Here is an 18,235-nt window from a genome sequence, read left to right as displayed (position 1 = left end):
CCTGACAAGATGGAGCACGGAATGGACTTGCTGTTGTGGCGCCACGCTGAAGCGGTGGATGGAACGCCCGATCACTCCCGCGAACTCACCGAGCGCGGGCTGAAGCAGGCTCGCCGGATGGCGGGCTGGCTTGACGCGCACCGGCCCAAACGCCTCAGAGTGCTGGCGAGCCCGACCGTGCGTACGCGGCAGACAGCCAGTGCATTCACCGACGACTTCGAGATCGTTCCTGCACTTGGACCCGATGCCGGCGTGTCCGACATGCTGGCAGCGTCCGGCTGGCCCGACGCCAGCGGCGCCACGCTGATCGTCGGTCATCAGCCCGGCCTTGGTCGCCTGGCCGCGCTGCTGCTGTCCGGCGCAGAGGCCGACTGGACGATCAAGAAAGGCGCGCTGTGGTGGTTTACCAACCGGGTCCGCGACAACGAAACCCAGACTGTCCTGCGCGCGGTCATTCCAGCCGATTTCGCCTGAGCACGGAAGCATTCCCGCAGACGCCTCCAGGGCTCGACGACGACGGGAATTTTCGCAGGCCTGACTTGTCCTAAGCTTAATCTGGCACACTACAAGGCTGTCGCGATACCGGATCGTTTTGGCGGTTTCGCGGGTGCATTCAGGCGCCAGCCAACATTGCGTAAGATAGGGTCTTTCCTGCAAAGCGGATCATGCTCAAACGTATTCTGCCCACCCATGACAGCATCAAGAAAAGCCGGCTGCTGAGCTGGCTTGGGCCGCGTGTGCACGACCCCTCGCTTTGGCACATCAACCGCCGGGCCGTTGCGCGCGGCGTTGCCATTGGCGCGTTTTTCGGCCTGATGGTACCGGTGGCGCAGATCCCGGCCGCTGCAATCGCCTCGCTCTTTCTGCGCGGCAACCTGTGGATTGCGGCCGTGTCGACGCTGGTCAGCAACCCATTCACCTACGCGCCGATCTACTACTTTGCCTACCGTCTGGGCGCGAGCCTGATCGGCGCTCCGGTCCCGCAACATGCTGCGAACCTGAGCCACGATGCCGTTTCCCAGGCATGGATCAGTCAGATCACCGACCTGTGGGCCTGGATCTCGGGCATTGGCCAGCCGCTGGTACTGGGCATGCTGCTGATGGCGCTCAGCGGCGCTACCATCGGCTACTGGGGTGCAAGACTGTTCTGGCGCTACAAGGTCATTTCGAAGCGTCGTCGCCTGCTTCATGCACGCGTCCTGCGCCAGGCTCACTGAGGCCTCACCGCGCAGCGCGTCGTGCTTTTTTGCAGTGCATGATCAGCGTATGCTGGCGGCTCCGGCCCCCAAACCATACCTATCGTCCCAGTCATGAACACGGAAATCCCCAACGGCACCCCCGACGTCATCGACGGCGTCAATCGCGTCTACTACGACGGCTACTGGATCAAGGCCTACAAGCCTCCTGCCGATTCGCTGCAGGCAAAAAAGACCCTGATCCAGGCCCTGACCCGCAGACTGTTCAACCATGTTGAACACGGCATCAACATTCCCGGCAAGCGTCTCAACGAAGCACGGGAAGCCTACGAGCAGGAGCAGGACCCCGAACGCAAGCGTGTGAAGGGCGCGATGCTCGCGGGTGCGATGTTCAACCGCGCCACCGACATTTTCACCAAGCTGGTCGAAATGCAGGAACTGGGGATCGAGATCGAATCCGACAACGCCCTGATGCGCGAGTGCGGCGTATGTCTGCATGAAGCGCTGATGCTGGGGCGGATGGTTCGGCATCGCAGCGGAGAAGAGGGTATCGACGAACTATGGGGCGAGCCCTTCCGCGCCTTCTCGATTCCGGTCGAGGCCTTCTATGAAAGCCGCTACATCAAGATTGCCCAGACCCTGCGCGATATCGACAGGATCGCATCGGTCATGGTCGACACCTTTGCCAGCGACCCGCTGTTCGTCGGCATCGACGAACTCGTGCGTCACTTCACCGACCTCGCCAAGGACAAATGCGAAACCCTGCGCACGGACAGCAACCTGTTCGACGTGTGGGCCGAGTTCGTGGTGTCTTCCGAGCGCCTGGCGGCGTTCGCCCCGCACCTGCCGGACGATCCCGATCCGGCCACCCTGCGCCGTGCAGCCGACGGGATGCGGCTGATCCTGCAGGGGCGCGATCTGCTCAACTACATCAGCCGGGCGCGCGTGACCATGCCCAAGAGCCGGCGCGAGTACTTCGAGCGCTGCGAGCATTACGCCCGCATCTTTGCCGGTCTCGACAGCCCCCAGACACCTGAGTGGCTGTCGGCACCCTGAACACGCTCAGGCGATGATGCCCCCGCCGAGGCAGACCTTCGACTCATAGACGACGACGCTCTGGCCGGGCGTCAGCGCCCACTGCGCCTCGGCGAAGACAATCTCCGCGCGACCGTCCGCAATGCTGTCGATTTCGCAGGGCATGTCGGGGGTGCGGTAACGCGGCTTGGCGGTGTACACCCAGTGCGTATGGGGGTCGCGCCCGGCAATCCAGTTCAGGTCGATCGCCGTCAGCCGCTCCTTGAGCAGCGCGGGGTGTGCATGCCCCTGCACCGCATAGAGCACGTTCGACTTCACGTCCTTGCGCGCCACATACCAGGCGTCGTGCTCGCCGGCCTCATCCTGGTTACCCTTGATGCCGCCAATGTGCAGGCCCTTGCGCTGGCCGATCGTGTGGTACATCAGCCCCTGGTGCTCACCAATGACGCGATCGTCGTCGAGTGCGCGGATCTCGCCCGGCGAGGTCGGCAGATAACGCATCAGGAACTCACGGAAGGGGCGTTCACCGATGAAGCAGATGCCGGTCGAGTCCTTCTTCGTGGCTACGTGCAGGCCGGCGGCCTCTGCGATCTTGCGCACTTCGCGCTTGTACATTGCACCAAGCGGGAACAGGGTCTTGGACAGCTGCGCCTGATTGAGACGGTAGAGAAAATAGCTCTGATCCTTGGTGCCGTCCTCAGCCTTCAGCAGCTGGAACTCGCGCCGGCCGTCGTTCTCCCACTCACGCACCTGGGCGTAGTGCCCGGTGGCAATGCGGTCGGCGCCGAGCGCCATCGCATGGTCGAGAAAACAGCGGAACTTGATCTCGGAATTGCACAGGATGTCTGGGTTCGGCGTACGACCGGCTTCATACTCACGCAGAAAATCGGCGAACACCCGGTCCTTGTACTCCGCACTGAAGTTCACCACCTCGAGGTCGATGCCGATGACGTCACACACCGAGGCCACATCGACCAGATCCTGCCGCGTCGAGCAGAACTCCGAATCGTCGTCGTCCTCCCAGTTCTTCATGAACAGGCCGGTCACGTCATAGCCCTGGCGCTTCAGCAGCAGCGCCGTGACGGCAGAATCCACGCCGCCGGACATGCCGACCACCACCTTCATCCCACCTGCATCCTGCTTACTGGACATTCGGTCCGTCTCCATCTAACCAGTCGGCCAAGGACAGCACGATCGCTGCCTCGCCATTGTCGACAAACCAGCTGTCGATTACGAAACGCTCGCCCGGCCTGCTGTCGGGGATCGGCGCCGGTGCGGGCACGTCGTCCAGCACCTCCGCACAATCACACAGGGCCAGCATCAGTGGCACATGATCGGGCACGACGACTGCCGGTCGCAAGCTCACGGGCGGCTCCACCTCTTCGACGACCGCGCTGAAATGCTGGAGCACGAAGCGGGTGCGCCTTGCCGGCTCCAGCACCCGGTGAAAGCGCAACATGCCACGCGCCTCAATCAGTTTCAGGAACCGCGTCGTGTTCGTCGAATGGTCAATGCAATCCATCCGGCCATCGACACCCTGATCGAAATAATTGCCGGCGCGATCGGCGCCGACAGGCGTCTGAACACCTGCCTCACGATAAAGCCTGCCCACCACGGCAGCAAGCATGGCGCGCTCTGTCGCCGGATCTGACGCCGCAAGCAACTGCCCACGTGCCTGCTCAAGCAGGGCAGCGTCGAACGCAACCGTCTCGGTGGCAGCACAACTGTAGTTGAAACACACGGGCACCCGCACCTCCTGTGCAGGCACCGCCGCGCTGAACAGTGTCAGCAGCAGCGCGAAGACCTTGCGCATCAGTCGTAATGCCGCAGCAGATCGAGGTCGTAGCGCCGCCCCCCGAGCCAGTCGTCAACACACTGCACGATCAGCGGACTACGGTGCCGATCTGCCGTTGCACGGATCTCTTCCGGGCTCATCCACACCGCGCGCACGATGCCATCGTCCAGTTCGAACCCGGGCACTTCCTCGCCGACCCGCCCGCCGAAGGCGAAGCGCAGATAGGTGATGTCGCCTTGCGGACGGGGCCACTGATACACCCCGACGAGATACTCCGGCACAAAGCGGTGCGCGGTTTCCTCGAGCGTCTCCCGTATCGTGGCCTGAACCAGGGATTCGCCTTCCTCGAGGTGGCCCGCGGGCTGATTGAAGCGCAGCCCATCCTCAGTCTCTTCCTCCACCATCAGAAAGCGGCCATCGCGCTCGATCAGCGCTGCAACAGTGACATTCGGTTTCCAGCTGCGGTCCATGAGACGTCCGGCATCCAAAGAGCGGCATTTTACCCTTGTGCGCGTTTGCTTGTGATCGAGATCTGACCCCCGCGTTTGCGCTAGAATTCGAAAGTTAAGCCCGGAGCGTCCGGGCGCATCCAAACACTTCTCATCGGTGGAGAACCTGATATGTCCATGGCTGATCGCGACGGTTTTATTTGGCAAGATGGCAAGCTCGTTCCGTGGCGCGACGCGACCACGCACGTGCTGACCCATTCCCTGCACTACGGCCTGGCCGTTTTCGAAGGGGTACGCGCCTATAACACCGCCAACGGTACCGCGATCTTCCGTCTCGCCGAGCACACCCAGCGCCTGATCAATTCGGCCAAGATCTACATGATGGACATCCCCTACTCCAAGGATGAACTCATGGAAGCGCAGAAAGAGGTGGTGCGCGCCAACAAGCTCGAATCCTGCTATCTGCGCCCGATCGCCTTCTACGGCTCGGAGAAGATGGGCATTTCCACCCGCGGCTCCACCGTGCATGTCGCCATCGCCGCCTGGCCCTGGGGCGCCTACCTCGGCGAAGACGGTCTCGAGCGCGGCATTCGCGTCAAGACCTCGTCCTATACCCGCCATCACGTCAACTCGACGATGCCGCGCGCCAAGCTCGCCGGCACCTACCCGAACTCGATCCTGGCCAACCTCGAAGTCACCAAGCAGGGCTACGACGAAGCCCTGCTGCTCGACAACCAGGGCTTCGTGGCCGAAGGCGCGGGCGAGAACCTTTTCGTGATCAAGGATGGCAAGATCTTCGAACCCGAAATCGCCTCTGCACTGACCGGCATCACCCGCGACTCGATCATCACCATCGCCCGCGAGTTCGGCCTCGAAGTGCAGTCCAAGCGCATTACCCGTGACGACATCTACATCGCCGACGAAGCCTTCTTCACCGGCACTGCAGCCGAAGTCACCCCGATTCGCGAACTCGACGACCGTACCATCGGCGAGGGCAAGCGCGGCCCGCTCACCACCAAAATCCAGGCCCGCTTCTTCGACGTCGTCAACGGTCGTGCCCCTGAATACCAGCACTGGCTGGCCAAGGTCTGAGGAGGTTTTCATGACTGACAACAAGGCTCGTACCGTCGAAGTCACCGCGCATGACCTGCCGGTGCATTGTCCGCGCCCTGACTCGCCACTGTGGGCGCAGCATCCCCGCGTCTTCCTCGACGTCCTCAAGGAAGGCTCGGCCACCTGCCCGTACTGCAGCACCAAGTACGTTTTCACCGGCGAAGCCCCCAAGGGGCACCACTGAGCCGGATCGGCACGCTCGCCCCTGCACCACGACATGCGGCAGCCGGGGCGGCTGCCTTTCCTGCTCCCATCCGGTACACATCGTGAGCGAAACCGTGTTCACAACCCCAGCAGAGGCGGAAGCCGCGTTTTACGACGCCCTCGCGCGTGCCGACCTCGACACCATGATGTCGGTCTGGTCCGAAGAGGATGAGGTCGTCTGCGTGCACCCGAACGGCCCGCGCATCGTCGGTCTCGCATCCGTACGCGAACTGTGGCGCCAGATTTTCGCCAGCGGCGTACGCCTGAACATCCGCACCACGCAAGCGGTGGTGAGTGAAACCCTGGTGCTGGTCGTCCACAACGTGCTCGAAGAAGTCGCCGAGGCAGGCAGTGAGCCTGGCGGCCCGCCAATCGTAGCGACCAACATCTATTCACGCGGCGCCAAGGGCTGGCGCATGGTGATGCATCACGCCTCGCCCACTCCCAACCTGATGGATATCCAGGTCCAGGGTACGCCACGCGTGGTGCATTGAGCGCGATGCGCGTAGCGGCCTATGAAGCCCCATGGTGGCTGCCAGGCGCGCATCTGCAGACCATCCTGCCCGTGGCCCGCAAGGGCAAGGCGCCCGCCTATCATCGCGAGCGCTGGGACACGCCCGACGGCGACTTCATCGATCTCGACTGGCTCGCAGACGCCCCCGCCGATGCGCCGCTCGTCGTCCTCTTCCACGGACTTGAGGGCTCGAGCCGTTCGCACTATGCCCGCGCCCTGATGCGCGCGCTCGCGGCACGCGGCTGGCGTGGCGTGATCCCGCACTTTCGTGGCTGCTCGGGCGAGCCCAACCGCCTGGCGCGCGCCTATCACTCGGGCGACAGCGCAGAGATCGACTGGATTCTGCGCCGCCTTCACGGCGTCGCCGGACAGGCGCCGCTGTTTGCCGCCGGCGTATCGCTGGGCGGCAATGCCCTGCTGAAATGGCTGGGCGAACAGGAGGCGGATGCCGGAAATGTAATCCGTGCTGCGGCGGCCATCTGCCCGCCGCTCGACCTGACCGTTTCCGGTCATGCGCTCGCACGGGGCTTCAATGCGGTGTACACCCGACACTTTCTGAATACGCTGAAGGGCAAGGCTCTGCACAAGCTTGCGCAGCATCCGGACCTGTTCGATGGGCGACGAATTCGGCAGGCTGCCACGCTATTCGACTTCGATGATGTCTACACCGGTCCGGTGCATGGCTTCTCCGGTGCAGCCGACTACTGGCAACGCGCCTCCTCCCGCCCCTGGCTGGCTGCAATCCGCTGCCCGACGCTGCTCCTGTGCGCGGCCAACGACCCCTTTGTTCCCCCTGCCGCCCTGCCCGCTGCGCACGAACTGAGCGCAGCGGTCCACTTCGAGTGCACCGCCCAGGGCGGCCATGTCGGCTTTCTCGACGCACCGTGGCCCGGTTCGCTCGGCTGGTTGCCACAACGCCTGTTGCAACATTTCGATGCAGTACTATGCAGGGGATAAAACACCGATGTGCATCGGCACAACAGAATCGCCAAAATCCTCTGGCATACTATGCTGCACTGCACTCATTTCAAACTGGAAGCCCACATGACCCAGACTGCGCACGCCCTGCCCGCCCCGGAAATCTTCAAGGCCTACGACATTCGCGGCATCGTCGACAAATCCCTGACTGCCGATGCAGTCCGCGCCATCGGCCACGCCCTCGGCTCTGAAGCAGTGGCACGCGGTCAGAAAACGGTGGCAATCGGTCGCGACGGCCGCCTGTCTGGCCCCGAACTGGCCGGTGCGCTGGCCGACGGCATCCGTGCGGCGGGTGTCGACGTGGTCGATATCGGTTGCGTCCCCACCCCGCTGAGCTACTTCGCTGCTTACCAGCTCGGCACCAACTCCTGCGTGTCCGTCACCGGCAGCCACAACCCGCCCGACTACAACGGGCTCAAGATGGTGCTCGGCGGCCAGACGCTGTTCGGCGACCAGATCCAGGCCCTGCGCCAGCGCATTGCGGACAACAACCTGAGCCACGGTGCAGGAAAGCTCACCACGGCCAGCGTGGATGAGGCCTATCTCGAGCGCATCGTCAGCGACGTCAAGCTCGCCCGCCCGATGAAGATCGTCGTCGATTGCGGTAACGGTGTGGCCGGCGGCATCGCACCCGAACTGTTCAAGCGCCTGGGCTGCGAAGTCATCGAGCTGTTCTGCGAGGTCGACGGCAACTTCCCCAATCACCACCCGGACCCGTCCAAGCCGGAGAACCTGCAGGATGTGATCCGCGCCCTGCAGGAGACCGACGCTGAACTCGGCCTGGCTTTCGACGGTGATGGCGACCGCCTCGGCGTGGTCACCAAGGACGGCGAAATCATCTATCCCGACCGCCAGCTGATGCTGTTCGCCGAGGACGTGCTGACCCGCGTGCCTGGCGGCGAGATCATCTATGACGTGAAGTGCACCCGTAATCTGGCAGGCTGGATCAAGGATCGCGGCGGCAAGGCCACCATGTGGAACACCGGCCACGCGCTGGTCAAAGCCAAGCTCAAGGAAACCGGCGCCCCGCTCGCGGGCGAAATGAGCGGCCACATGTTCTTCAAGGAGCGCTGGTACGGCTTCGACGACGGCCTGTATGCCGGCGTGCGTCTGCTCGAAATCCTTTCGCGCCACCCGGACGGCAATGCCGTACTCAAGGCCCTGCCGGATGCGGTTAGCACGCCTGAGCTGAACATCAAGATGAACGAAGGCGAGCCCTTCGAACTGGTAAAACGCCTGAAGGAAGGCGCGGCTTTCGATGGTGCGCAGGAAGTCATCACGCTCGATGGCGTTCGCGTCGAGTACGCAGACGGCTTCGGCCTCGCCCGCCCGTCCAACACCACGCCGGTCGTCGTGCTTCGCTTCGAAGCCGACAGCGAGGACGCCATCGCTCGCATCCAGGCAGATTTCCGCAAGGCCATCGAAGCGGTGTGGCCGGGCATCAAGCTGCCGTTCTGATCTCTGAAGAGGCTTGAATGATGACAAGGCGCCAGGGGTGAATCCCGGCGCCTTTTTCTTTGCTCATCTCTTTAGTCGGCTGCACTTTTTTCGAGCAGCACTGGCAAGCGGGCGGGGTATTTGCTCCGCCGACTGCGGAACTCGCCCTGCGGGCTCGGACAGTCCTCGCCGGCAGCACAAACACCCCACCCACATGCCAACGCCGGTGCCAATGCACAGTATAAAAGGGCGAGAAACGAAAGTCTGATGGAGCAAGAACGCTCCGATCCTCAGAACTGCCTCAACACAAAAGGCAGCGGCGCCTTCCCGTGACGGGCTGTCGAGAGCGCCGTCGGTTGGGGGGCTGCGGCGGAAACAAGGCGGCGCATGTCTGAGGGCGCGCAGCGACCGAGTTTGCGCCGACGCCGCCGCAGCGCCCCAACCGACGGGAAGCCGAAGGCCGCGAACGTCTGCCCGGCACGGGAAGGCGCCACTGCCGACCACGGAGTGCCCTTCGCTCAGACGACGATCCTCGACCACCACAAGAAAAAACGGCTGCGTGAGCCAAAGCCCACACAACCGTTTTCTGTCCTGAAACAGCCAGCAGCTTACAGCTTGCCGTCCACCCAGCCCTGCACGCCGGCCAAAGCCGCTGGCAGTTTTTCAGGATCGGTGCCGCCCGCCTGCGCCATGTCGGGACGGCCGCCACCCTTGCCGCCAACCTGCAGCGCAACGAAGTTCACCAGTTCGCCAGCCTTCACCTTGGCGGTCTGATCCGCAGTCACGCCGGCAATCAGCGACACCTTGCCATCGACCACCGAAGCCAGCACGATCGCGGCCGACTTCAGCTTGTCCTTGAGCTTGTCCATGGTCTCGCGCAGCGTCGGCACGTCCGCGCCTTCCAGCACCGCAGCCAGCACCTTGACGCCCTTGACGTCTGTCGCCTGATTCACAAGATCGTCGCCCTGGCTCGCGGCCAGCTTCGACTTCAGGCGCGCCACTTCCTTCTCCAAAGCGCGCACGTTGTCGAGCACGCCCGACACGCGCTCGGCGACCTCATCCGGCTGCACCTTGAGCAAGGCCGAGACGCCCTGGACGCGGCGCTCCTGCTCCTGCAGGTAACGCAGCGCGTTCTCACCGGTGATCGCCTCGATACGGCGGACCCCGGCGGCCACGCCACCTTCCATCACCACCTTGAACAGGCCGATGTCACCGGTGCGGCCAACGTGCGTACCACCGCACAGTTCCTTGGACGTACCGATGCTGAGCACCCGCACCTCGTCACCGTATTTTTCGCCGAACAGCATCATCGCGCCCGACTTCTGCGCATCCTCCAGGCCCATCACCGCTGCCTCGGTCGCCGAGTTCGCCAGAATCTCACGATTGACGATCTCCTCAACCTCGCGGACCTCCTCCGCCGTCATCGGTGCCGAGTGCGCAAAGTCAAAACGGGTCTTGTCCGGATCGACCTGCGAACCCTTCTGCTGCACATGCGCACCAAGAACCTCGCGCAGCGCCTTGTGCATCAGGTGGGTGACCGAGTGGTTGCGCGCTGTTGCCGCGCGGGCCTCGGTATCGACCTTCGCGGTGACACCCTGCCCCACCGACAGCTTGCCGGTCTTGAGTACACCGTGATGACCGAACACCGTCGCCTGAATCTTGAGCGTGTCCTCGACCGCAAAGATGCCCGCAGCGCCCTTGAGCTCGCCGCGATCGCCCACCTGACCGCCGGACTCCGCATAGAAGGGCGTGTCATCCAGCACCACCACACCGAGATCACCCTCGACCAGCTCATTGACCGCGACGCCATCCTTGTACAACGCAAGAATGTTGCCCTTCGCCTCTAGATGGTCGTAGCCGTGGAACGTGGTGGCCGGCCCCTCGTATTCGAGGTTTGCCGCCATCTTGAACTTGCCGGCCGCACGGGCCTGCTCTTTCTGGCGTGCCATTGCCGCATCGAAGGCGGCAGCATCCACCGTCACCTCACGCTCGCGACAGATGTCGGCCGTCAGGTCGAGCGGAAAACCGTAGGTATCGTGCAGTTTGAACGCCGTATCACCGTCGAACACCGCCTTGCCGGCCTTCTGCATCGCATCGAGCTCGGCCTCGACAATCGCCATGCCGTTCTCGATGGTGGCGAAGAAGCGCTCCTCTTCCTGGCGCAGCACGTCCATCACCCGCTTTTCGCCCTCTTTCAGCTCGGGATAGGCAACCCCCATCTCGGCGACCAGATCCGGCACCAGACGGTTGAAAAAGGCAGCCCGCGCACCGAGCTTGTAGCCGTGGCGGATGGCACGACGGATGATGCGGCGAAGCACGTAGCCGCGACCTTCGTTGCCCGGAATCACGCCATCGGCAATCAGGAAGGAACAGGCGCGGATATGGTCTGCCAACACCTTGAGCGAGGGCGAATCCATGTCTGCGGCGCTGGTTTCGCGCGCAGCCGCGGCAATCAGCGTCTGGAACAGATCGATCTCGTAGTTGGCATGCACACCCTGAAGCACAGCCGACACCCGCTCCAGACCCATGCCGGTATCCACCGACGGTTTGGGCAGCGGATGCATCACGCCGGCCTCATCGCGGTTGAACTGCATGAACACGTTGTTCCAGATCTCGATGTAGCGGTCGCCGTCTTCCTCGGGCGATCCCGGGGGGCCGCCCCAGATGTGCTCGCCGTGATCGTAGAAGACCTCGGTACACGGGCCGCAGGGGCCAGTGTCGCCCATCATCCAGAAGTTGTCCGACGCGTAACGCCCGCCCTTGTTGTCACCAATACGGATGACACGCTCGGCAGGCACGCCCACTTCCTTGGTCCACAGATCGTAAGCCTCGTCGTCCTCGGCATACACCGTCACCCAGAGCTTGTCCTTGGGCAGCTTGAACACTTCGGTCAGCAACTCCCAGGCGTAGGTGATCGCTTCACGCTTGAAGTAGTCGCCGAAGCTGAAGTTGCCCAGCATCTCGAAGAAGGTGTGGTGACGCGCGGTATAGCCGACGTTTTCGAGGTCGTTGTGCTTGCCACCGGCACGGACGCACTTCTGCGACGTGGTCGCGCGGGTGTAGGGCCGCTTGTCGAAGCCGAGAAAGACGTCCTTGAACTGGTTCATGCCCGCGTTGGTAAACAGCAGGGTCGGGTCTTCGTGCGGCACCAGCGACGAAGAGGCCACGATCTGGTGGCCCTTGGATTCGAAGAACTTGAGGAACTTGTCGCGAATTTCGGCAGATTTCATGGGGTTGGCATTCAGACAGGACGAGTTACCCGGCGCAGCAGGCGAATGCATCAGTTTATCATGAGCACCAAGCCCGTCTGCGAGCGCACTGCACCCGACGCAGTCCTCTATAATTTACGTTCACGTCAACTCAATAACAGAGACAAGCATGGGACACCGACTTTCCAAGATCTACACCCGCACCGGCGACGCCGGCACCACCGGCCTCGGCGACGGCAAGCGGGTCTCGAAGAACAGCTTGCGTATCCACGCGCTTGGCGAGGTGGACGAGGTGAATGCCATCATCGGCCTGCTGCTGTGCGAGGAACTTCCGGACGATGTGCAGTTGCTGATGACCAATGTCCAGCACGACCTGTTCGATCTTGGCGGTGAAGTGTGCATCCCGGGCATGAGCATGATCACCGGAAAACAGGTGGACCACCTCGAAGCCGAACTCGACCGCCTCAACGAACCGCTGGAACCGCTCAAGGACTTCATCCTGCCCGGCGGCACCCGTGCTGCAGCCCTTGCCCACCACGCCCGGACGGTGTGCCGCCGCGCTGAACGCGCACTCGTGGCACTGGCGCTCGAAGAGGCGGTGAATGACGGCCCCCGCCAGTACCTGAACCGCCTGTCGGACCTGCTCTTCGTCCTTGGCCGCGTGCTCAATCGCGCAGGCGGTCGCGGCGATGTGCTGTGGCAGAAGCGCAAGAATGCCTGATCCCGGTTGCGGCCGGAGCTCCTGAGCTCAGGAAATCCCGTCGTCGCCGAACAACGCGATCTGCTCCATGCCGCGCTGCTCAAGACCGGTTTCGGCGAAACGCACCCCGACCCCGAGCAGGCGCACAGGCAAGCCGCGGCGGACGTAACCCTCGTCAAGCAGCGCCATCCAGATCCCGGCATCCGGCGCTGCCGACACGCACTCCACGGTCGTCTGCGAGAAATCAGCAAACTTGATCTTCACGACGGCCTTGTGCACCGGGCGCAGCTCGCGTGCGCGATCGAAACGGCGGAAAAACTCGTCGATCAGCGCAGGCAGCGCGCCGCGGCAGGCGGCCAGATCGGGCAGATCGGTCACATACGTCGTCTCCACCGATAGGGACTTGCGGATACGGTCGCTGCGCACGGGGCGCTCGTCGATTCCCCGGCACAGGCGGTAGAGCGCCGCCCCGAAGCTGCCGAACTCACGCGACAGATCGACCAGACGCCAGCTGCGCAGATCGGCACAGGTCTCAACCCCCAGCCGGCTCAGCTTTGCCGCGGTCACCTTGCCTACACCAAAGAGCTTCTTCACCGGCAGCGCCGCGACGAACGCGTCCACATCCTGCGGACGCACGACGAACTGTCCATTCGGCTTGTTCCAGTCGCTCGCCACCTTGGCAATGAACTTGTTCGGCGCAATGCCGGCCGACGCGGTGATGCCAACCTCGTCGTGGATGCGGGCACGGATTTCCTGCGCCATCAGCGTGGCCGACCCCTTGCAGCGCTCGACGCCACTGACGTCGAGATAGGCCTCATCCAGCGACAGCGGCTCCACCAGCGGCGTGTAGTCGCGATAGATGTCGAGGATGTGGCGGGATGCCGCCCGGTAGCGCTCGAAATCGGGCGGCAGCAGAATGAGCTGCGGACACAGCTTCAGCGCGCGCATGGTCGACATCGCCGAATGCACGCCAAAGGCACGGGCTTCGTAGTTGCAGGTCGCGATCACGCCGCGCGTCTCCGCACGCCCGCCGACGGCCACCGGCAACCCGACCAGCGCAGGGTTGTCACGCATCTCCACCGCAGCGTAAAAGCAGTCGCAATCGCAGTGAATGATCTTGCGCGAAATCGCCGCACCCTCGGCCGCTTCAGACGAAGCGTCAGCCTCTCCCTCCTGCAATTGAATCCTTCCCCTGTTGTCTGGCCACCCGGCGAACCCACCGTGCAGCTGAAGCGAGATGATCGGGCCAGGTCCGGCCGGGCGCAAGCACCGTCGCCGGTCCGACGCGAAACATGGACCACTTCAACTCGAAACACGCCCGCAGTAGCATTCACATGCAGGCTGACAGCGCGCGAGCGTACGCGCATGCTTGAGGCTGCCGACCGGGCAAGGGAGTCCATTCCATGCTGTTTCGCCACCAACCCTCTCATACCGTCAGCCTCGCCCTGCAGGGCGGCGGCGCCCATGGCGCATTCACCTGGGGCGTGCTCGATGCCTTGCTGGAAGACGGCCGCCTGCACTTCGACGGTGTCAGTGGCACCAGCGCGGGCGCAATGAATGCAGTGGTGCTGGCCAGCGGACTGCTGCAGGGCGGGCGAGACGGGGCGCGCGCCGCGCTTGAGCAGTTCTGGCATGCGATCGCCGCAAGCGCGCCGGCGGACCTGCCATTCGGCGCGGACGACGAAGCCGGCGCCGGTCTGTCTGCCGGTATCCGCATGATGATGCAGTGGGCGCGCAACTTCTCGCCGGAACAGCTCAACCCTTTCGACGTCGATCCCCTGCGCGACATCCTCACGGCGCAGATCGATTTCGATCAGCTGCGCGCGGCCTGTCCAGTCAAGCTCTTCGTCGCCGCCACGCATGCCAACACCGGCAAACTCAGGCTGTTCACCGCCAACGAGATGAGCGCGGCGGCGGTGCTTGCCTCGGCCTGCCTGCCTTCACTGCACCGCGCCATCGAGATCGACGGCGAACCCTACTGGGACGGCGCCTACTCAGCCAATCCCGCAGTGTTCCCGCTGTTCTACGACTGCGCTGCCCGCGACATCATGCTGGTGCTGCTCAGCCCCTTGCTGCACGGTGAAACGCCCCGCAGTGCGGACGAGATCCGGGCACGCTCGCTCGACCTTGCCTTCAACTCCACCTTCTTGCGCGAGATGCGCATGTTTGCCCACGCCCGCGAATTTGCCGGTGGCGGGCTGATGCCCAGGGGCCGGCTGGAACGGCGCCTGCAACGCACCCACTTCCATCTGATCGAGGCCGACGAACTGCTCAGCCAGCTCGCATCAGTGACGCGGCTGACGCCAAGCCTGGCCTTCGTGAACATGCTCCGGGACCAGGGCCGGGCCCGCACCAAGACCTGGCTGGCGGCGCACTACCCAGCACTCGGGCGGCGCTCCTCGGTCGACCTGGAAAAAATGTTCTACTGAGCCCGCCGCTGCATGAGCAGGAATTGCACCCTGCAATGAAAAACGGGGACGCATCGTCCCCGTTTCGATTCAGGCCTCAGTTGGTGCTCACTCCCGGCGCTCATTCCATCTCAGCGGCCCGCTTCACCCGGCGCTGACGCACGCCCTCTGCGAGCACGTCGAGCACAAGCACGCTGTCTTCCCAGCCGATGCAGGCATCGGTGATGCTCTTGCCGTACTCCAGCTCAACACCCGGCTGGAGGTCCTGACGGCCTTCCTTGAGGTGGGACTCGACCATTACACCGATGATGCGGTCCTCGCCTGCCGCCATCTGACCGGCGACATCCTTTGCCACCTCGATCTGCAGACGGTGCTGCTTGCGACTGTTGGCGTGAGAGAAGTCGACCATCACCTTGCCCGGCACGCCGCCGGCGGCAAGATCCTTGCACGCGGCATCCACGCTCTCGGCGTCGTAGTTCGGTGCCTTGCCGCCGCGCAGGATGGCGTGGCAGTCCTCGTTGCCGCGGGTGGTGACGATGGCCGAATGCCCGGCCTTGGTCACGCTGAGGAAATGGTGCGGTGCCTGTGCCGCCTTGATCGCATCCACCGCGATTCGCACGTTGCCGTCAGTACCGTTCTTGAATCCGACCGGGCACGACAGGCCCGAAGCAAGTTCGCGGTGCACCTGGCTTTCGGTCGTACGCGCACCGATGGCGCCCCAGGCGATGAGGTCGGCAATGTACTGCGGGGTGATCATGTCGAGGAACTCGGTACCCGCCGGCAGCCCGATCTCGTTGACTTCCCACAGCAGCTTGCGCGCGAGGCGAACGCCCTCGTTGATGGCATAGCTGTTGTCGAGGTAGGGGTCGTTAATCAGCCCCTTCCAGCCTACCGTGGTGCGCGGCTTCTCGAAATAGACACGCATCACGATCAGCAGGTCGCCCTTGAGGCGGTCGGCCTCGGCCTTCAGCTTGTGCGCATATTCGAGCGCGGCCTTGGCGTCGTGGATCGAACAGGGCCCGATCACCACCAGCAGGCGATCATCCGCACCGTAAAGAATGCGATGGATGGCCTGACGTGCCTCGTATGCAACTTCAGCCGCTTTCGGTGTCGCCGGAAACTCCCGCAGCACGTGCGCGGGCGGCACCAGCTCCTTGATTTCGGAAATGCGGACGTCGTCGATATGAATCTTCATTGAGGCGGACATGATGAAACCCTGCGTTCAGGCTGAAGGAAGCCCTCGATTCTAGCCCAAGTCCCCGCCACACTGCGCCCCGGTCGAAAACAAGGACACCAGCCTGCCGCCACAAGGATCACGCACCAGGCATGTTCCGGCTGCACCCCGCACCGCATCGAGAACCCTTTCGCTTGCGCCACGTCATACGGGAGCCCCAGGCCGGGGTCGGCAGCAAACGCCGACCGGTGTAAGAATCCGCCACCGTCCAGCGACTGACTGATAACCCTGCCGCACTCTCCCAAACACGGACCACGATCATGCTCATCAAACGCCCTGACGATATCGCCGCATCCGAGATCACGCCGCGCGCCCTGTTCGAGGACCGCCGTCGCTTCCTGCTAAAGGCGGGTGCGGGCGTGATTGCGGGCGCTGCACTGTGGAACGGCCTGCCGCACGCCGCCGGGGCCGCGCCGATGAAGCTGTCGCCCCTGCAAGCCTCGCCATTCAGCATCAGCGAAGAACAGACCTCATACAAGGCGGTCACCGGCTACAACAACTACTACGAGTTCGGCACTGGCAAGGAAGATCCGGCGATGAATGCCGGCGTGCTGCAGACGCGGCCCTGGACCGTGCGGGTTGAAGGCCTCGTCGGCAAGCCGCGTACCTTCGACATCGACGAGCTGCTCAAGCTGGCGCCGCTGGAAGAGCGCATCTATCGCCTGCGCTGCGTCGAGGCCTGGTCGATGGTCGTGCCCTGGGTGGGTTTTCCGCTCGCCGCACTGCTCAAGCAGGTCGATCCGCTGGGGAGCGCAAAGTATGTCGAGTTCGTCACCCACTACGATCCCAAGATCATGACCCGTCGCCAGATTCTCGACTGGCCCTACACAGAGGGTCTGCGTCTGGATGAGGCCATGCATCCGCTCACCATTCTGGCGCTCGGCCTGTACGGCGAAGTGCTGCCGAATCAGAACGGTGCGCCAGTGCGGCTGGTCGTGCCCTGGAAGTACGGCTTCAAGAGCGCGAAATCCATCGTCGCCATCCGCCTGCACGAGACCCAGCCCGCAACCGCCTGGAACAAGTCGGCGCCGCAGGAGTACGGTTTCTACTCGAACGTGAATCCGGAGGTGGATCATCCGCGCTGGAGCCAGGCCACCGAGCGTCGCATCGGCGATTTCCGCAAGCGCCCCACGCTGATGTTCAACGGCTATGCCGATCAGGTTGCCAGCCTCTATCAGGGCATGGACCTGCGCAGGCAGTTCTGAGTATCCTCGCCAGATGAACCCTGCAATGCGAACCGTCAGCGCCGACCAGATCGGCGCAATCAAGGCTTTTCTCTTCCTGTTGTGCCTGATTCCCGGCGCCCAGCTTGTCCTCGGCTGGCGGGCCGACCAGCTCGGCGCCAATCCGATCGAGTACATCACCCACGCCACTGGCAGCTGGACCCTGCGTTTCCTGCTGATCACGCTCGCCATCACGCCACTGCGACGCTATACCGGCCTGCACTGGCTGGTGCGCCTGCGCCGCATGCTCGGCCTGTTCGCTTTCGCCTACGGCGCGGCGCACTTCGCCATCTATCTGTGGCTGGATCAGTTCTTCGACTGGGCGGCCATCGCCAAGGACATCCTGAAGCGTCCCTACATCACCGTCGGCTTCACCGCGCTGGTGCTGATGGTGCCGCTCGCGGCGACCTCGACCAACGCGGCGATCAAGCGCCTCGGCGGCCGACGCTGGCAGGCGCTGCACCGCTCGATCTACGCCATCGCGATCTTCGGCGTGCTGCATTACTGGTGGCTGGTGAAGGCGGACATCCTGCAGCCGGTGGTCTACAGCCTGATCCTCGCCGCACTGCTGGGGCTGCGCGCCTGGTGGCGCGAACAGGAGCGGCGCCGGCAGCTGTCCACCCCGCCGCCGGTGGCACCCTCGCTCAAGGGCAAGGTCATTCGCATCGTGCCCAAATGAACATCGGCCCCGTCTGCGCAGCGTGAGCGCGGGCGGGGCCGATCTACCGGATACGGACGAA

The 18,235-nt window shown here is 63.7% G+C and carries 18 protein-coding genes; 12 read left to right on the top strand and 6 right to left on the bottom strand.

Annotation, left to right across the window (positions count from 1 at the left end; genetic code table 11):
• Positions 1 to 21: 21 nt before the first annotated feature.
• The 3 genes from AC22G6_RS02185 (at position 22) to AC22G6_RS02175 (ending at position 2,252) form a co-directional block, all read left to right on the top strand.
• Positions 22 to 474: a SixA phosphatase family protein gene (locus tag AC22G6_RS02185; RefSeq protein WP_108951330.1), complete on the top strand. Its 453-nt coding sequence runs from the start codon at positions 22 to 24 to the stop codon at positions 472 to 474.
• A 191-nt stretch (positions 475 to 665) separates the two neighbouring features.
• Complete coding sequence (locus AC22G6_RS02180) at positions 666 to 1,217, top strand: DUF2062 domain-containing protein (RefSeq protein ID WP_108949216.1); 552 nt, start codon at positions 666 to 668, stop codon at positions 1,215 to 1,217.
• Between the two features lie 93 nt (positions 1,218 to 1,310).
• The gene (locus AC22G6_RS02175; protein WP_108949217.1) at positions 1,311 to 2,252 is read left to right on the top strand and encodes a hypothetical protein; all 942 of its coding nucleotides are present in this window, start codon (positions 1,311 to 1,313) and stop codon (positions 2,250 to 2,252) included.
• A gap of 6 nt (positions 2,253 to 2,258) precedes the next feature.
• Here AC22G6_RS02175 and mnmA read toward each other — a convergent pair whose 3' ends face one another.
• The 3 genes from mnmA to AC22G6_RS02160 are packed head-to-tail and all read right to left on the bottom strand — an operon-like array spanning position 2,259 to position 4,496.
• On the bottom strand, positions 2,259 to 3,383 hold the full coding sequence (gene mnmA, locus AC22G6_RS02170) for a tRNA 2-thiouridine(34) synthase MnmA (RefSeq protein WP_487365431.1): 1,125 nt from the start codon (positions 3,381 to 3,383) through the stop codon (positions 2,259 to 2,261).
• Positions 3,373 to 4,044: a hypothetical protein gene (locus AC22G6_RS02165; protein WP_487365430.1), complete on the bottom strand. Its 672-nt coding sequence runs from the start codon at positions 4,042 to 4,044 to the stop codon at positions 3,373 to 3,375. The genes mnmA and AC22G6_RS02165 overlap by 11 nt, the downstream gene beginning before the upstream one ends.
• Positions 4,044 to 4,496 carry an NUDIX hydrolase gene (locus tag AC22G6_RS02160; RefSeq protein ID WP_487365429.1) on the bottom strand — a complete coding sequence of 151 codons (453 nt, stop codon included), beginning with the start codon at positions 4,494 to 4,496 and terminating at the stop codon, positions 4,044 to 4,046. Before AC22G6_RS02160 ends, AC22G6_RS02165 begins: the two co-directional genes overlap by 1 nt.
• A gap of 150 nt (positions 4,497 to 4,646) precedes the next feature.
• On the opposite strand from AC22G6_RS02160, the gene AC22G6_RS02155 reads away from it, so the two are divergent.
• The 5 genes from AC22G6_RS02155 (at position 4,647) to AC22G6_RS02135 (ending at position 8,742) form a co-directional block, all read left to right on the top strand.
• Positions 4,647 to 5,567, top strand: a complete 921-nt coding sequence (locus tag AC22G6_RS02155; RefSeq protein ID WP_108949221.1) for a branched-chain amino acid transaminase — start codon at positions 4,647 to 4,649, stop codon at positions 5,565 to 5,567.
• 10 nt (positions 5,568 to 5,577) lie between these two features.
• Positions 5,578 to 5,772, top strand: a complete 195-nt coding sequence (locus AC22G6_RS02150) for a zinc-finger domain-containing protein (RefSeq protein ID WP_487365428.1) — start codon at positions 5,578 to 5,580, stop codon at positions 5,770 to 5,772.
• Between the two features lie 94 nt (positions 5,773 to 5,866).
• A complete protein-coding gene (locus AC22G6_RS02145; protein ID WP_487365427.1) occupies positions 5,867 to 6,286 on the top strand; it encodes a YybH family protein in 420 nt (139 codons plus the stop codon).
• Between the two features lie 5 nt (positions 6,287 to 6,291).
• On the top strand, positions 6,292 to 7,263 hold the full coding sequence (locus tag AC22G6_RS02140) for a hydrolase (RefSeq protein ID WP_487365672.1): 972 nt from the start codon (positions 6,292 to 6,294) through the stop codon (positions 7,261 to 7,263).
• Between the two features lie 87 nt (positions 7,264 to 7,350).
• Positions 7,351 to 8,742 carry a phosphomannomutase/phosphoglucomutase gene (locus tag AC22G6_RS02135; RefSeq protein WP_487365426.1) on the top strand — a complete coding sequence of 464 codons (1,392 nt, stop codon included), beginning with the start codon at positions 7,351 to 7,353 and terminating at the stop codon, positions 8,740 to 8,742.
• Between the two features lie 587 nt (positions 8,743 to 9,329).
• On the opposite strand, the gene alaS is transcribed toward AC22G6_RS02135, so the two are convergent.
• A complete protein-coding gene (alaS, locus tag AC22G6_RS02130; RefSeq protein ID WP_487365425.1) occupies positions 9,330 to 11,951 on the bottom strand; it encodes an alanine--tRNA ligase in 2,622 nt (873 codons plus the stop codon).
• Positions 11,952 to 12,099: 148 nt separating this feature from the next.
• On the opposite strand from alaS, the gene AC22G6_RS02125 reads away from it, so the two are divergent.
• On the top strand, positions 12,100 to 12,651 hold the full coding sequence (locus AC22G6_RS02125) for a cob(I)yrinic acid a,c-diamide adenosyltransferase (protein WP_487365424.1): 552 nt from the start codon (positions 12,100 to 12,102) through the stop codon (positions 12,649 to 12,651).
• Between the two features lie 27 nt (positions 12,652 to 12,678).
• Here the strand turns inward: AC22G6_RS02125 and dinB are convergent, their stop codons facing one another.
• The gene (dinB, locus tag AC22G6_RS02120; RefSeq protein WP_487365423.1) at positions 12,679 to 13,809 is read right to left on the bottom strand and encodes a DNA polymerase IV; all 1,131 of its coding nucleotides are present in this window, start codon (positions 13,807 to 13,809) and stop codon (positions 12,679 to 12,681) included.
• Between the two features lie 224 nt (positions 13,810 to 14,033).
• On the opposite strand from dinB, the gene AC22G6_RS02115 reads away from it, so the two are divergent.
• The gene (locus AC22G6_RS02115) at positions 14,034 to 15,059 is read left to right on the top strand and encodes a patatin-like phospholipase family protein (RefSeq protein WP_487365422.1); all 1,026 of its coding nucleotides are present in this window, start codon (positions 14,034 to 14,036) and stop codon (positions 15,057 to 15,059) included.
• A 100-nt stretch (positions 15,060 to 15,159) separates the two neighbouring features.
• Here the strand turns inward: AC22G6_RS02115 and aroG are convergent, their stop codons facing one another.
• A complete protein-coding gene (gene aroG, locus AC22G6_RS02110; RefSeq protein ID WP_487365421.1) occupies positions 15,160 to 16,245 on the bottom strand; it encodes a 3-deoxy-7-phosphoheptulonate synthase AroG in 1,086 nt (361 codons plus the stop codon).
• 287 nt (positions 16,246 to 16,532) lie between these two features.
• Here aroG and msrP point away from each other — a divergent pair, with 287 nt between their 5' ends.
• Both msrP and AC22G6_RS02100 read left to right on the top strand, forming a co-directional pair.
• Positions 16,533 to 17,477, top strand: coding sequence for a protein-methionine-sulfoxide reductase catalytic subunit MsrP (gene msrP, locus AC22G6_RS02105; RefSeq protein WP_487365420.1), 945 nt, complete (start codon positions 16,533 to 16,535; stop codon positions 17,475 to 17,477).
• Positions 17,478 to 17,490: 13 nt separating this feature from the next.
• Entirely contained in the window at positions 17,491 to 18,174 is a 684-nt protein-coding gene (locus tag AC22G6_RS02100; protein ID WP_108949229.1) for a protein-methionine-sulfoxide reductase heme-binding subunit MsrQ, read from the top strand.
• Positions 18,175 to 18,235 lie beyond the last annotated feature (61 nt).

It is taken from the genome of Parazoarcus sp. PS-13 R2A (assembly GCF_057621855.1).
This window is presented reverse-complemented; position numbering and strand designations above follow the sequence as displayed.